Here is a 15,018-nt window from a genome sequence, read left to right on the forward strand (position 1 = left end):
GCCAATTTAATATCAAAGCGAGAGGTCAAGGAGTGACGCGTGAAAATCACAATCAACGTGTTCCTACTCAAAGAAGGGCGTACAGCCCAGGACGCACTTTCCGATGAAGTTAACTTGCGACCTATCGCTTTTTCATTGAGCGATGTTGAGTGCCTCTTTTACTATCAAAAAAACCCTTCTCATCCAAAATGGACTCAACTGTTCGACGCCATCCCAGAAGTGGCTGGTCTGGACCTTACAGGTAGATCGCTCAAGGCTCTCCTCGTCCTGGCAGTCAACAACAGAGTCTTTTGCTTCACTTTTGGTCACGCTAGACACTTAATCGATCAACTGTCGGTTGAGCGTTATTTCGGGCTACGCACGGCGCTTAGCTTGACTGATCCGCTGCTGATTAAGTCCGTGGAAAAGTCCAATATTGATCGCACGCCGTTACGCTCAAAGGCGCAGTCATCTAGGCTGCTATCGATATCGGAGTTCGATTTTAAGTTCGACTCAGAAATTCTGAAATCGCTAACTGGCATCGTGGAGAACGATCAGGATGAGGGCGAATACGTTAGCGGTTCGGACTCATTGGCGCTGCATTCCGATGTAAAGCTAGAAGACTTCCCTGAGATTGCGCTTCGACTATTGACAGCGTACGAAGACGAGCACTGCAAGGAGAAATACCCTTGGATGGACTTCATCGTCCCAGTACGCGACTCCACACTGATGGGCCAGCTGGATGGTCTTTTAGTGGATGCGATAAATATTGAACAGTTCGACCGTGTCCGCGCGGCGCCACCCGAGCTACTGGGCAATGACATTAGCGGCTTCGGATATGTGAAACACAGCTCCCGATCTCGCAACGGCCCGACGATCACATTCGACCTCGATTTGCGGCAGGCGCTGCTCGCCAAGCATCTTCTACGAGGTATCACCCGCCAAGCACTGGCATCCGAACGTATCTACCTTTACGGTGCAGATGAGCAACGACTTGCTGCGTGGCCTCTATATACCTGCCTTGAGGCGGAGATCGAACTTGAAGGGAAAATCTATTTGCTTAGCGAGGGTGATTGGTACCAGATTGACCGCGATTATACCGAACAAGTGAACCGCTTCTTTGACGCTGCAGTTCCATCTGCCTTGGTATTTCCTCCGTATGGCACCGACCACGAGGGCGCTTACCTTAGACGCATCGCAGACAACATAAACTTCTATCTGCTGGATCAGAAATTAATGAGGTTGCCGGGTGCTGGTGGCCCATTCGAATTTTGTGACCTGCTCACGCCAGATCATCACATAATTCACGTCAAGAAGTACTCATCATCGAGCGTTCTGAGCCATCTCTTTTCTCAGGCCTATGTGTCTGCTGAGGCTCTGATCAATACTCCAGAAGTCGTCAATCAGGTGAATGGCTATCTGACGAGTTTGGGTGATTTTCGGTTCACCTTCAACACTTTGACACAACCGCGCAACAGAATCGTGTTCGCTATTATGCAACCAAACGACACATTGCACATGCCGTTTTTTTCGAAGGTTAATTTCCGGCAGTTTGCCCAGCGGCTCAGTGCAATGGGATACCAAGTTGAGGTTTGTAGAATTAGTAAGTGAAGTTGATTGCAATACCGCCAACGTAGCTGATTTTGGGTCAGTCGACGGGGATGTTGTCTTCCTCTTTACGCCAGTCCACAGTGTAAAGCAGCTTCTCAGCGTTCAGATAAAGTACGGCGCATGATTCGACAAGAGACTTTGCCGAAGTGGACTCTACGATTTCTCCATCGAGCGAAATGAAGCTTTGTTGGTTCAGAGACTGGTACACACGAAGTATGTTTTCAATGGCTTTGTTTTCGACGTTTTTAAACAAGATTGAATCGTGAATCAAGAATGGAATGGTCGCATGCCTTAGCAATGAGATGTCTAAAAGGATTAGGTTGGAGTAAGCCTTGCCTGTACCGGTATCCTTAGGTATTTCATAGCTGTATTTTTCTGGCTTAAGTTCAAGTTTTGGCGAAGCTCTCACCTCCCCATAGATAAAGTTAACCAACTTTTCAATGTCGGCGTTTAGGCTGCCTTCAATGTCCAATAATATGGCTGCTTTTTGCTGCTTAAGGTTCTCCTTAAGGTCTTTAATTGTTTTCTTTAGATCGGAAAACTTATCGTACAGCTCGTTTTCTTTGATGAGCTTAGAAAGATCAAGAGAGATATCGATTACCGAGTCAACGATAAAGGCAGGGTTGCCAGTGTTTTTAAACGCCTTCGCGATGGCTGCGTTGCAGATGGAAATCTGAGTGTCAATAACTTCTAATTGCTCAGATAGCTCTTGCTCTTTTTCTTTAATTTCTTTGCGAAGTATGCGAGTCAAGCCATTATGGAAAGACTCAATATTTTCTAGCTTTTCTAAATTGAGCGATGGAATAATTTGAAGCAGTGGCTGAAAACTTCGTCTCGAGATATTTTTATTGTCCTCAAGGTTGGCTCTAACTCGCTCAAGCTCACTTGAAATAGACATTTTTATTTCGAGCAATTGGTTTTTTTGAGCTTTTTGCTCTAGTACGGCCTCGTCAACCAATTCGTTGATGGAAATCGCCAAGCTGGAGATCTCATTCCTGATTTTATCTAAGCGAATTTCATGATCCGCAATATCTTCAGTATTTTTCGCGTATTTGGTCTTCGTGATTTTGGGAATGATGCTTTGCTTCGCTGCCGCGTTGAGAGACTTCTGCTCAGCTAACAGATTAGCCTGTCGGATCGACATGTCTTCCAGTGGGCCGAACCGCTTGAACACCTTAATCAACCATTCGATGCACTGAGATCCGCTTTCCTGGTTGAAATTATGGAGCGGTCTCCTTACGTCTAAGTTGTCACGCCCCCAAACTCGCGTCACCAAAGAAACGACGGTTCGAAAACTCAGATATTCAATACTGCTAGTGTAGTTGAGACGCAAAAAGTCCAGATAATCTGAAGTGCTAAGTTCGAGCTTGGTACCGTCAGGCTCATGGAGATGTAGAAATGCCGGAGTGCCAGTATTTCTTTCAAAGACATAGTCTTTATCCAAGTGAAGCTTAAAGATGTAGCTGTGGTGGCCCAGTACTTCGGAAACATCTTTGCTGTGGGTTATTAGTGTTTCACCGCCGTAAACGAAATCGATGATTTTAAGAAGTGTTGATTTGCCAATTGAGTTAGAGTTGGCCCTATCGCCCACGACAATGTTTAATTTCTCCTTGAAAACGATGCGCTTTTCAGTGAACCACTCGCACTCGATGTAAATTAGCATCTTGAAACTATCCCTGTCGTGAGGTTTACCTGAAGAACATTGCTAAGGTATAGAACTTCTATGGCGTAGAGAAATAGCTCGATGGAGTCTAAATTTGAAGCCGTTTTTTTGTACAATTCCCCGAGCGATATTGAGTGCTCGACGGCGGCGTGCACTTTTTCTGCATAGCCCAGAGAAGATTCTGCGAACGGTATGAATTTATTTGGCGTAATCATTCAAAAATCTCGCAGTTTTGAATAAAAAATGATGCAATGATTTCCGAGGCCTCATTCGAATCAGAGCCAGAACGATGACGAATCCAGTCTACGATATTCTTGAATATTACTTGTTGGTTCTGTGTTTGCTTCCTTTGCAAGAGGTAGTAAGTTTTTACTTGAAGAGAAATCATGATCGATGAGTCCGGGGACTCAGCCTCCACGAGCTGCAGTTTCTTACGCACGAAGGAAAAATAATTACTGACATTTTCCTTGATGCGGTTCTTCGTCAGCCGGGTCATGGTGCCATTTATCTTCGAGCTTAGTGCTTTTGGCTCAAGACTCAGCTCGACATCCTCATCAGAGACGTGTTCAAGCGCATCAATGATTTTCGCAATTTCGTTTTCAATGGCGTATTCATCCATGAGCTTGGATTGGCGATTACGCTCCATGATGGATTGCTTTAAAGCGACCATCTCCCTGTAGCCATCAACAGTCCTTGGGTTGTCGAACTCAGTATGACAAAGAATACAAAGTGCGATGAGATTGTCTGGGTGGTCCACGTTTTGGTGGAGCCTGAACTCATCTTTTAGAAGTTCTAACTCTACAGGCTTTGGATTTAGTGGATAAATATGTGCAAGTTCATATTTTTTATTCGATGTCTTGGCTTTCTCGTACATCAAGGGCTTTCGACATTTAGGACATTTGGCCGAAACCTCGCCCACCAACATAATGTTGATGTTCTCGGAGAAACTCTTGCGTTTGTTCGTGGGCATGCCCTGATCCTTGAGAGCGAAGCGAGCAAAAGAAGCTAGAGCTAATGATAGCGGAATGAGATCGCTGCACAAAGCTTCTGACTCGGGACAAAACCGTTATCTGCTGCCCTAAATGCTTCAGGAATGGCACTGGCCTGGCGCGCGTGGTTTGAGGCCAGCTTCGAGCGAAGGTAAAGCTGGCTCATTGGGCATGGTAGCTGGACGACATTTATAGCGCACACAGATTCGCGAATGTCTGCTTCTGGCCGAAAGATGCTGCTTTCAAACGTCCGCTTTTGGCCGGTAGCGGTCGTATGCGAACGTTCGTTAGCGGACGTTCGGACCTCGACGCTCATGCCTCAACCGTGTGCCATCAGAAAAAGAATTTGGCTCCGACCGTGAAAAGCATCGCCGTGTACAACCCTAAGGAGTAGGGTGATAGAACTGCGTTCGTCGCAATTTGCGGCGTACCAATCCCTGGAGCCTGGTTGATGAACGCGAATTGGGAGTTGGCTCGCCCCATCTTCGGGACTGTAATCGTCGTCGAAGACGATCCAGTTATACGGATATTGGTAAAGGATATTCTCGACGAAATTGGGGCCAAATCCGTGCTTTTCACCAGCGCTGACGAGGCGTTCAACTATCTGCTTGGCACATACGCCCATTGTTCGCTGGTGATTGTCGACCAAGGATTGCCAGGAAAGATTCAAGGCTGTGAGTTCATTGAAATGGTTAGGGCAAAATGGCCGGCGGTGCGCTCTATTCTCACCTCCGGACACCTTTTGGAACCCGCCACTATTCCCGCTCACATCACCTATCTGCACAAACCGTGGTCGACGGATTTGTTAATTACTACCATTTTCACCTTGTTAAATTCAAAAGGCAGAGCCTCTGCCTGATCGTCGTGTATCGTACCTGCCCTCGCTTTGTACTCGGCTGTTATCAATGCTTATGCACGATGTAAACGTGACTGTCAGCGCATCTGTTGAGTCATTTGCAATTCACAGTCCATAACTGATCCAGCCGTGTAGTGTAGCTCTGGCTCATCATTTCTCGCCGCATGGCCCACTCCGGGTTGCTAGGGACGCTAGCTGGTCGCAAGGTCCCCCTTCCCCACCGTTCGTTGATCTGATCAAGTACGGCCATGACCTTGGTAGATTCGGTCGGTTGAGAAGCCGCAAACAGATCATCAGTGTATTCACCTGGCTGACACAGGTTCATCAGCAATACCTCCGCTTTGCTGTACTTGAACCCTGGGCGATATACCCGATCCAGCGCATCGACTGCGGACTTGGTCAGTAGCCGGACGTCATCCGTGGGGTAAGGCATATCGATCACCACACCATTGGCGTACTTCGCCTCCTCCGGATTGAACATGCCGGTGCGAATGCTCACGCGCACTTTCTTGCACAGCGAGTTTTGCGCCCTGAGCTTTTCGGAAGCGCGCATCATGTACGTGGCTACCGCTTCCTTGATCGGTGCCAGTTCCGTCAGGCGGGTGCCGAACATTCGACTACAGCAGATCTCCTGTTTCGGGGGATCGGGCTCATCTAGCTCCAGACAAGGAGTGCCGGCCAGTTCGCGTGCCGTCTTTTCGATCACCACACTGAAGTTTTTACGCAGTGTCCAAGGATCGGCTCTGGCCAGATCCATCGCACTTTTGATCCCCATGGTATCCAAGTGCGCTTTCATGCGACGCCCTACACCCCACACCTCTGATACGTCGGTGTTACGCAGCACCCATTCACGCTTAGTTGGGTCGCAAATATTGACGACCCCACCTGTCTGCGCCTGCAGGCGTTTGGCCGTATGGTTGGCAAGCTTGGCCAGGGTCTTGGTCTGAGCGATTCCAACGCCGACTGGAATGCCAGCGCACCTCAGCACCTGACTCCGAATCTCTCGGCCCAGCCTATCCAGTTCGTGGATGCCAGTGAGGTCGACGAACGCTTCGTCAATGCTATACACCTCGACTGCGGGCACCATCGACTCAATCAACGCCATGACCCGCTCACTCATGTCGCCGTACAGCGCATAGTTCGAGGAGAAAGCGACGATGCCGTGCTGCTTTAGCTTGTGCTTGATCTGAAAATACGGCTCGCCCATCTTCACGAACGGCTTGGCATCGTAGCTTCGAGCGATCACACAACCGTCATTGTTCGACAGCACGACGATGGGCACCCTTGCCAGATCCGGACGAAACACTCGCTCGCAACTGGCGTAGAAACTGTTGCAATCGATCAGGCCGAAAACCGGCAGGGCGTTAGACATGGCTGCGCACGCTGCCGATGATCACACCCCAGATTGACAGCTCATCTCCCTCCAGCACGTATCGGGGTGGGTACTTCGGATTTTCTGATAGAAGGATGACGTCCTTTCCCCGGATGCACAGGCGCTTACACAGTGGGTCGTTGTTCAGCAAAGCAACGACTATGTGCCCGTGTACGGGTTCAAGTGAGCGATCCACCACTGCCAGATCGCCATCAAAGATTCCCGCGCCCTGCATGCTCTCACCGGAAATTTTCACCAGGTAGACATGAGGCGCTCGGATGTTGAGCACCTCGTCCAACGAGATATGCGCCTCGATGTGATCCGCCGCAGGCGAGGGAAATCCGGCGGGCACGCGAAAAAGGCAGAGGGGTAATTTCCGACCGGCCACACCAATTGGGCCTACGACTGAAAAGCTCATGACGCACGACTTCCAGAACTGTACGAATATACAGTTAACTTTCAGATCGTCTTGCGGTCAATTTCTGTAGGAAATATCTGATAGGCGGGCGAGTGATGTGCGGACGACTTTCACAGTACGATGGCATTCACGACTTCGTGGCCGCCCTCAGCATGCCGAATGCTCTGATCAACTCGACCGGCGAGCAGCCGTTTCGACGTTATAACGCCGCGCCAACCATGCAGCTCGCCCTCTTCCACCTGGAAGGGGATTACCTTCACGCCGATATGGTTAGGTGGGGATGGCGACCCCACTGGGCGAAGGATCGTGCCGCACCGATCAATGCTCGAGTGGAAAAGGTCGCCCACGGCCCATTCTTTCGCGCGATCTGGCCGCACCGAGCGATCATCGCGATCAATAACTGGTTCGAATGGGTCGACGAAGGAGAGTCAAAAAAGCAGCCCTATCTGATCAGGCATCGGGATCGATCCCCCATTCTCTGCGCGGCCATTGGCCAATACCCGCATGAACAGCAACGTGCCGGTGAGCACGACGGCTTTGTAATCATCACCGCTGACAGTGAAGGCGGCATGGTCGACATCCATGACCGCAGGCCGGTAGTTCTCTCACCTGAGTTGGCAAGGGAGTGGTTGGACCCAGCCACGCCTAAAGAGCGCGCCGAGCAAATGGCGCTTCTCCAGGGAGAACCAGCGCGGAAGTTCGAATGGTTCAGGATTGATCGGGCCATCGGCAACGTACGCAATCAAGGCCCACATTTACTGGCTCCAATCGACGCGAATCAGGCTGATGACTTATTCAGCGCGCCAAGGCCTTGAGCCGCTCAACAAGAGCCGCTTCAAAGATGACATACAACCGTTCTGCATCACCGTCCCTCAACGCCCTGGCAGTTTCCAAACCGAGAACAAACCCATCTGCTCTGGCGCCCGCTTTTACAGCAACAATCATAGAGTCAGCGCCCACGATTTGAGCGAGCAGGCGGTCAGCCTCTCGCTTCATTTTGTCATTAAGCACTACGCCTTCCATCGTCCCTTACCTTCACTGCGACATCAAATACATCACCAACAGCACAACAGTGACCCAGCTCAGCGTCATTAGAAAAGAAAGCGCAGCCAGGGTCTTGTTCATGTTGATCTATCACTTAGATGAATGAGGATGATGGGTCACAAATCCGGCACCAGCAATAATGGCCAAACGCCACAATAAGAAGCTCCAGTGCATGTCCACTTGCGTGGTTAAAAAAGGCCTCCAAGCGCAGCCGGCTCCCAGTTGAAGATCACCAGTTCGCCACTGACCTCGGCCTTCCCCTGCCGTTGATTGGCTGTGGTATAGCGGATGTCCAGAGTCTCGAAGTGGAAGCCGTCGAACACGCGGCGAATGTCCGGATGGTCGTTGATGCTGACCATCACCTTGCCTTTGCAACGGCGCATGAAGTCAGCCATCCGCTCGTAGTTCTCGAACGGAAAGTCCACACCATACCCGGCGGTCTGCCAGTAGGGCGGATCCATGTAGTGGAACGTGTGGGCACGGTCGTAGCGTTCAGCGCATTCAAGCCAGGGGAGATTTTCGACGTAGGTGCCGGACAGGCGCTGCCACGCGGCCGAGAGATTTTCCTCGATGCGCAGCAGGTTGATGGCCGGAGCGGTAGTCGCCGTGCCGAACGTCTGACCGGAGACCTTGCCGGCGAAGGCATGGTGCTGCAGGTAGAAGAATCGTGCGGCGCGCTGGATGTCGGTGAGGGTTTCGGGGCGGGTCATTTTCTGCCATTCGAACACCTGCCGCGAACTCAGCGCCCATTTGAACTGGCGCACGAACTCTTCGAGGTGGTTCTGCACGACGCGGTAAAGCGTGACCAGGTCGCCGTTGATGTCGTTGAGGACTTCGGTCGGCGATGGCTGGGGCTTCATGAAGTACAGCGCGGCACCGCCGGCAAAGACTTCAACGTAGCATTCGTGAGGCGGAAAAAGCGGAATCAGGCGGTCGGCCAGGCGGCGTTTGCCGCCCATCCAAGGGATGATGGGTGTAGACATTGAAAGCAAGACCTTTACTGTATGGATAAACAGGTGCTAGGCTCGCCGCGCTTTGTGCACGGAGCAAGAGCCTTGGCTGGACTTGCAGGGACTATCTGCAGGGACGGCGGTCGATCTGGATGTTGACGCATCCAGACCGGCCGCTCTTTTCACTTTGGTGTTGAGACTTCTTTGGCGTACGCCTGACAGGCCGCGAGGGCAATCAGCCCCCGGTCGCCGTCATCGGTGACGCCGATAATTCGTTGAGCATGCGCAGGGTCAAGTTCGGCTCTTGTGGAACCATGAACCATGCCGCCGGTGGCGGTGGAGGCTGACACCGATCCGTTGCCGGCGCCGCTGGTAGCGTCGAGTAGGACTGACAGGCGCAGATCAGCAGTGGCAAGGCGGTCGCGCAGGCGACCTTGATCACGTTGGACATCGCTCAAGGCTCGGTAATGGGTTTGTTCACTGGTTGCCAGGCGCTGCTCGAGCGCGAGGCGCTTGTCTTGTTCGTCACGCTGCTGCGCGGCCGAGGCTAGGGCCAGTTGATTGAGGGTTTCGGTATGGAGGCGCGCCTGCTCGGCGAGCTCTTTGCCATAGCGCCAATCCTGGACTTGCCAAGTAATGGCCGCGGAACCACCGGCCAAGACGACCAACAACACGCCTTTTGCCAGTAGCCGGTACGGCGCCGGGATCAGTTCGCCGAGACGCATAACACCGCCCTCGCCCGCCCCCAAAGTTCCAGCCGATCCTGCAGGCCATTGAGACCACCGTTGATCTTGCGGGTGATCGCATTGAATTCGTTTTGATCGGCCAGCGCGTTCAGCCCATTCACGGACCAGAACCATGCGGCCGACTCGGCGGCCCACTGCGGGAGTTCCAGCAGCTCAGGCGTGCGCAGCAATCGCTCGTCACCGAACAGCGCCAAGCTGCAGCGCAGATAATTGTCGTGGCCAGTGATCTGGATCAGGCCGCGACCGCGATAGCGCTGGCCATCGCCGTCCGCCGCCGGGGTGTTGCCCAGTTTTGCAGCCAGGCTGCCGGTGTCGTATTTGCTCAGGTATTGATCTCCTCCCAGCTCCCGCACGTACTGCAGCTGACCTGTCTCGTGTCCGATTTGAGCCAGAAACGCCGCTTGGCGTTTTGGAGTGTTGATCTGCCGATGCGCCATGGCTGCATTGAGCGCAGATACAAAAACGCCCGCTTGGCGGCGGGCGTTGGGCATGATGGATTGCAGTTGCTGTTCGGTCAGTGACATCGATGTCTCCTTGAGTTGTGAGAATGCGACGCTATTGCTTGAGCTGAACGACCTTCAGATCCTTCGCCGCTTTTTTCTTCTTGCCCCTGGCTTTGGCTTTACCCTTTTTGCCGCCGTTGCACTCAACTGTTGTGCTCCAGCCCGCCTGGGTGAATACCTGCTCCACCGAGTCGACCAAGTACTCACCATCGAGACCGACCTTGAAACCCTGGGCATTGATCGAGCGTTCGGCGAATAGGTCGGTGCGTCCGGCCATTTCCAACCGGACACCTGCGGTGGACCGATTGAAGGCGGTTAAACGTGCCTTAGCGGCGGCTTCGGCCGCGGATTTGTTCGGGTAGATGTGGCGGTCGCTGTGCACCGGCGGCAACCCGTCCGGCGATTCGTCGTTATCCAAGGTGACCACCGCGAGCTTTCCGGTTTTCTTGTCCTGGTGCTTGGTCGATACCGCCTTGTGAGTGTTGCGATCACCAAGACGAAATTGAAAGCGACTGACGTCGCGCCGTTGGATCAGGACCACACCGAAAGACTTGCCCGAGGCGCTCTGCCCGCCCTGACGTGACATCACCAGCAGCTTTCCGTCGGCGACCTTGGCAGTGCAGTCGTACTGCTTGGCCAGACGTGTGATGAAGTTGAAGTCCGATTCATTCAGCTGATCGGCACGCGGCACCTTGGTTTGCACTGGGCACACCGGCTGCCAGCCATTACGTGCAGCGATATCAGACACGATCCGAGACAGCGGCACATTCTCCCAACTGCCGCTGCGCACGGTCTTGCCACTGCCGCGCATGTCGCTGGCCTTGCCGGTAATCACAAGCGTGTCTGGTGGACCGGATAACTCGATCTCGTCGACGACATAGCGGCCAATACGTGTCAGCGACGTTTCAACATAGCCTAAGAAGATCTCGATGCTGGCACCGCGGGGAGGCAGCACCACTGCTCCGTCACGGTCGTCGATGCGCAGCTCGAACTCATCGGATTCCATGCCGGGTTTGTCAGTCGTTTTGAGTTGCAGCAGTCGGTCGTTGATCCGCTGCGTGATGTCGGCGCCGTCGGCGACGATACGAAAGGCAGGAGTCATTTATTTTTTCCATAAAAAAACCCGCACGAGGCGGGTTTTGAAGGTTTGTAGCTGCAGGTACAACAAGGGCTACGCTATGACTGTAGACCATCAATTCCACAGTGCCAGGCCTTCTTCAGTGGGACCAGGCAGATCCGGCAGTTCGATCACGATGCCGGCGCGATACGGCTGCGGCTCATCGGCCAGCCCCTGATTGGCATCAAGCACCGCCTCGACCGTGCCCTCAAGATGCCCATAAGCGTGGTAGCACAGGGTGTCCAGCAGGTCCCCATCAGACGTTCTGCAGGTCGTCGCCATAACGCACAAACTCCAAAGTAAACGCCTGCTTGCGCGGGATCCCGCCCTGCAGCAGCGCGCTCTGTTCTTCTTCAACGTTTTTCAGGCACCAGGTGCCGAGCACGTCGCCATAGCCGGTAGTCAAGGTCAGCGGCTTGAGTTGGGCACCGAGGCTGCGCAGAGTGTCCAGTTGTTTGATCCCGCCTTTGAAGCCGGGAAAGATCGCGCCCTTGAGCGTGATCTTTTCCTCACCGATACCGACCGCTTGCTGTGCCGGCCGACGGGTGAGTCGCTCCTGCGAAGCCCATCTAAACTCAGTCGAGCGCCGCAGTTCATCAAAGGCTGCGGTGTCCAGATTGAAGTAGTAGGGCTGCGCCTGCGGATCCTGTGGTTGCACGATCAGCAGATGCGGGAACGGCTTCACCGCTTCCGGCAATGGGGTGGCATCACCACCCAGCGAACCGGTCGGCACGATGTTGGCCAGCGACGGGCTGACCTTGCCGGCGACTTTGTTGATTGCGGTGGACGCCCGGGCGGCCTGTTCCTTCAGCTCACCCATGCGTTCATCGATCTGCGATACAGCACGCGTGGCTTTGTTGTACGTGGCCACCACCTGGCCGACCTTGGCCTGAGCGGCATTGACGCCACGCATGACACGCTGCAGCTTTGCCCCCATCGCCGGACCAACAAAGGGAATGCCTTCCAGCTCCGAGGCCGCGCCGCTGATCTCGCTGATGGCACCGTTGACTGGCCCCATCATGCCGTCGAGGCTACGCCGACCACTCTCTCCCGCTGCTGCAAGATTCTTCAATCCCGATTGCAGCTGTTCCATGTAGGCCATTGGCTCTCCTCGTTACACATGCGGTTCGTCGAACAGCGAGCGGTTTTGCAACTGCTGGGTGGACTGACGCCACTGCTGATCGATGTAGGGTTGAAGCTCTCGCGCCAGTTGCGCCGGATCCTTTACGTCGCCCTGTACGGTGACATGCAGGGGCGCCTGAATATCGAACCGCTGCTCAACTTTGGTCGACTGGGGTTTCGCAGCAACAGGCGGTGCGAGCATCGCCGGTACCGCCGGGGATGCCGCATGATTCAATGCACGCGTGACATCTCCCAATGCTGTTGCAGTCGGCTCCCGTTCAGGCAACAGAGGCTTGGAAACAGGTGACTTTGGAACCTGTGCCGGCAGCGCTTGCATCGGAGCCGGTAACGGCTTGGGACTGTCGGGAGTCGCTTGAGGTACGGGCGCAGCACCGGTCAGCAGCGGCAACATTTTCGGTTGCGGCTGAACCATGTCTTTGACGACCGGTACCGGCGCGAATGAACGGGCGACATCGCCCATTACCGGCGGAATGTTCTGCCCGGCATTGACCATCATCATCGGCCCGGCATCCGGCACCTTCTTGAGTGAGTCAGGGGTTCCGAACAGCTCTTTGCCCGCAAAGCCGCCGAGTGCGTCCCCGCCCATGTAACCGAGATAACCACCAATCAATCCACCGACCATGGTGCCAATGATGGGAATGGCCGATCCGATAGCGGCCCCCGCTGCAGCGCCGGCCAGTGTGCCGGCCAATCCACCCGCCGCTTGCCCGTAACCCTCAGCTTTTTCATCTTGAGTTTCGGCGTTCTGATAGGTATCCCATGCCTTGTATCCCGCATCAGCGATGGCGACCACGGCGGTTCCTTTCACCACAGAGCCAACGCTAGGACCACCCCCGCCTCCACGGGTGATACTCTCTTTGCCGCCGCCCTTACCGCCTTTTCCGCCCTTTCCTTTTTTCCCATCACGACCGGTATCGAAGTCGCCGGCATCCAGTCCGCCGCCCATGGCCGAAAGGTTGGTGACAATGACCTTTTGCGGAATGTTCGGGTTGCCCATCAAGGTGCCGCGCCCGATATTCATCAGGCCCTTGCCCATCTTGAATGCGCTGACAGCCCCCTTGAGCGCGACCAGGCCTGCCACAGCGGTGCCAATGGCCGTCACCAAACGTGGCGACTCATCGGACAGGCCTGCGAGCTGACGACTGACATTGGTAATGCCCTCCGCCACCGCATCAGTGACCGGGCGAATCGCATCACCGATGCTGCGCATGGCATCGTCCATGCTCTGGGCCATTTCGGACCATTTTTGCGCGGACGTTTGCCGGCGCTCAGCCAGGTTCTTGTCGAGGATCCCGGTGGCATTGGCCGAGTCCTTCTTCAACTGCTCATACAGATCCTTGTTCTGCATGTACGCGGTCAGAGCAGCCTTGACCTGCATGTCGGCGAACAGGTCGCCGGTACGCAAGGCTTCTTCCAGGGACTTCATCATGCCCTTGGCCTTTTCTGGATCACTCTCCTTGCTGATGCCGGCCACAGCTTTGGCCATCTCGGCAGCGCGCTTCGGATCCGTCGCTTCGATGTATTTCTGGGCCAGCGCGAAACTGGATTCCAGCGTGGATTTGCCGTTCTGCAGACCGGTCTGCATCGACCCCTTGTAGTCGATGCCCGCCTTTTCATACGCCTTGACCGTTTCACCAGAGCCGATCTTCTCCATCCAGTTTTTCAGGTTGTTGGCCGCCTCGTCCGAGCCGCCGGCAGTCTTCATCTGCACCTGCAACATCGCGCCCAATTGCGACACCGAGTCCATGCCGGTGATGCCCAGCTTGCCCATGCCGGCCAACAGCTCAGGAAACCACTTGGCCATGTCAACCGCTTCAAAACTGCCTGCCTGTCCCTGATAGGCGATGGCCTCGAGCGCCTTTTGCATCACGGCCGGGTCGGTGATCTTGGCGTTCTGCCCCAGGGCGTTGATCATCTTGGCGGTTTCCGTACCGTCCGATCCCTGCCCCACAGCGAACTTGGCCGCCGTCGGCGCATAGGCCAGTGCCTTGTCCAGCTCCATGCCGGCACCGACCAGAGCGTTGACCAACTCGGCCACCTGGTTACGCGCCATGCCCGTATCCCGCGACGTGTCGATCACGGTTTTGGAGAGCTGAGTTTCTTCTGGTGTGTTGGCAATGTTGGCCTTGATCGCGATGTCACGAATGATCGCGCCGTAGTCCGCGCTGACCTTGGTCGGGATGGCCACGGCGGCCGTCAGGGCGCCGGCCTGGCCGAGGGTGCTTTTCATGCCCTGCCGACCTTCATCCAGTTGCCGGTGGCCGAGCGCTTTGAGTTCGGCACCGGCCGCAACGCGACCCATCGTGGCGTAGGCCTTGCTCAAACGTCCGACCTCGACGCCCTGTTTCTTCAGGAGGTCAAGATTCTTTTCGTATTTGGACAACAGCTTGTCGGCACCGGCGGCGCCGGTTGCGTGCGCCTTGCGCCACTCCTCGCGCAAACGCATGGTGTCGCCGATGGTGTTCTGCAGCACCCGGGCTTTGCTGCCGACCGTGTCCAGGTGCTTGATCTTGCTTTCGACGTCCTTGAACGCTTTGCCCACTGTCGGATCGACGGCGCCGCCGATGACAAAGCCGAGTGCGAGATTCTTCGCCATGTGCGTGTCCTTGGGTCGAGGATGATTGGAA

General features: G+C 54.6%; 16 protein-coding genes. 3 read left to right on the plus strand and 13 right to left on the minus strand.

All coding sequences use genetic code 11. The features are described 5' to 3' along the window. Positions 1 to 39 precede the first annotated feature (39 nt). Positions 40 to 1,590 (plus strand): TIGR04141 family sporadically distributed protein, encoded by a 1,551-nt coding sequence (locus I5961_RS18620; protein WP_227233010.1) that lies wholly within the window; start codon positions 40 to 42, stop codon positions 1,588 to 1,590. Between the two features lie 37 nt (positions 1,591 to 1,627). Here the strand turns inward: I5961_RS18620 and I5961_RS18625 are convergent, their stop codons facing one another. From I5961_RS18625 to I5961_RS18630, 3 genes are read right to left on the minus strand one after another with little or no spacing between them, the layout of a single operon-like run. Next, positions 1,628 to 3,253, minus strand: coding sequence for a DUF2326 domain-containing protein (locus I5961_RS18625; protein ID WP_227233011.1), 1,626 nt, complete (start codon positions 3,251 to 3,253; stop codon positions 1,628 to 1,630). Then, a complete protein-coding gene (locus tag I5961_RS28860; protein WP_413541582.1) occupies positions 3,247 to 3,468 on the minus strand; it encodes an ABC-three component system middle component 7 in 222 nt (73 codons plus the stop codon). The genes I5961_RS18625 and I5961_RS28860 overlap by 7 nt, the downstream gene beginning before the upstream one ends. Further along, the gene (locus I5961_RS18630) at positions 3,465 to 4,223 is read right to left on the minus strand and encodes an ABC-three component system protein (protein WP_227233012.1); all 759 of its coding nucleotides are present in this window, start codon (positions 4,221 to 4,223) and stop codon (positions 3,465 to 3,467) included. Before I5961_RS18630 ends, I5961_RS28860 begins: the two co-directional genes overlap by 4 nt. Positions 4,224 to 4,693: 470 nt before the next feature. Between I5961_RS18630 and I5961_RS18635 the strand changes: the two genes are divergently transcribed. Then, the gene (locus I5961_RS18635) at positions 4,694 to 5,101 is read left to right on the plus strand and encodes a response regulator (protein ID WP_227233013.1); all 408 of its coding nucleotides are present in this window, start codon (positions 4,694 to 4,696) and stop codon (positions 5,099 to 5,101) included. Positions 5,102 to 5,192: 91 nt separating this feature from the next. Here I5961_RS18635 and umuC read toward each other — a convergent pair whose 3' ends face one another. Together umuC and I5961_RS18645 are read right to left on the minus strand one after the other, a co-directional pair. Further along, positions 5,193 to 6,470 (minus strand): translesion error-prone DNA polymerase V subunit UmuC, encoded by a 1,278-nt coding sequence (gene umuC, locus I5961_RS18640; protein ID WP_227233014.1) that lies wholly within the window; start codon positions 6,468 to 6,470, stop codon positions 5,193 to 5,195. Continuing rightward, the gene (locus I5961_RS18645) at positions 6,463 to 6,888 is read right to left on the minus strand and encodes a LexA family protein (protein WP_227233015.1); all 426 of its coding nucleotides are present in this window, start codon (positions 6,886 to 6,888) and stop codon (positions 6,463 to 6,465) included. Before I5961_RS18645 ends, umuC begins: the two co-directional genes overlap by 8 nt. 95 nt (positions 6,889 to 6,983) lie before the next feature. Here I5961_RS18645 and I5961_RS18650 point away from each other — a divergent pair, with 95 nt between their 5' ends. Next, a complete protein-coding gene (locus tag I5961_RS18650) occupies positions 6,984 to 7,703 on the plus strand; it encodes an SOS response-associated peptidase family protein (RefSeq protein ID WP_227233016.1) in 720 nt (239 codons plus the stop codon). On the opposite strand, the gene I5961_RS18655 is transcribed toward I5961_RS18650, so the two are convergent. From I5961_RS18655 to I5961_RS18690, 8 genes are all read right to left on the minus strand, one after another. After that, positions 7,684 to 7,911 carry a hypothetical protein gene (locus tag I5961_RS18655; protein WP_227233017.1) on the minus strand — a complete coding sequence of 76 codons (228 nt, stop codon included), beginning with the start codon at positions 7,909 to 7,911 and terminating at the stop codon, positions 7,684 to 7,686. The two genes, I5961_RS18650 and I5961_RS18655, sit on opposite strands and share 20 nt — an antisense overlap. Before the next feature lie 209 nt (positions 7,912 to 8,120). Continuing rightward, complete coding sequence (locus I5961_RS18660) at positions 8,121 to 8,915, minus strand: DNA adenine methylase (protein ID WP_227233018.1); 795 nt, start codon at positions 8,913 to 8,915, stop codon at positions 8,121 to 8,123. Positions 8,916 to 9,064: 149 nt separating this feature from the next. Next, on the minus strand, positions 9,065 to 9,607 hold the full coding sequence (locus tag I5961_RS18665) for a lysis system i-spanin subunit Rz (RefSeq protein ID WP_227233019.1): 543 nt from the start codon (positions 9,605 to 9,607) through the stop codon (positions 9,065 to 9,067). Next, on the minus strand, positions 9,589 to 10,152 hold the full coding sequence (locus tag I5961_RS18670; protein WP_227233020.1) for a glycoside hydrolase family 19 protein: 564 nt from the start codon (positions 10,150 to 10,152) through the stop codon (positions 9,589 to 9,591). Before I5961_RS18670 ends, I5961_RS18665 begins: the two co-directional genes overlap by 19 nt. A 31-nt stretch (positions 10,153 to 10,183) precedes the next feature. Beyond that, positions 10,184 to 11,233: a phage late control D family protein gene (locus tag I5961_RS18675; protein ID WP_227233021.1), complete on the minus strand. Its 1,050-nt coding sequence runs from the start codon at positions 11,231 to 11,233 to the stop codon at positions 10,184 to 10,186. Between the two features lie 90 nt (positions 11,234 to 11,323). Further along, positions 11,324 to 11,530, minus strand: coding sequence for a tail protein X (locus I5961_RS18680; protein ID WP_227233022.1), 207 nt, complete (start codon positions 11,528 to 11,530; stop codon positions 11,324 to 11,326). Next, on the minus strand, positions 11,505 to 12,350 hold the full coding sequence (locus I5961_RS18685) for a phage tail protein (RefSeq protein ID WP_098964704.1): 846 nt from the start codon (positions 12,348 to 12,350) through the stop codon (positions 11,505 to 11,507). The genes I5961_RS18680 and I5961_RS18685 overlap by 26 nt, the downstream gene beginning before the upstream one ends. Positions 12,351 to 12,362: 12 nt before the next feature. Beyond that, the gene (locus tag I5961_RS18690; RefSeq protein ID WP_227233023.1) at positions 12,363 to 14,987 is read right to left on the minus strand and encodes a phage tail tape measure protein; all 2,625 of its coding nucleotides are present in this window, start codon (positions 14,985 to 14,987) and stop codon (positions 12,363 to 12,365) included. Positions 14,988 to 15,018 lie beyond the last annotated feature (31 nt).

The sequence above is a fragment of the Pseudomonas sp. IAC-BECa141 genome (assembly GCF_020544405.1).
Lineage (GTDB): Bacteria > Pseudomonadota > Gammaproteobacteria > Pseudomonadales > Pseudomonadaceae > Aquipseudomonas.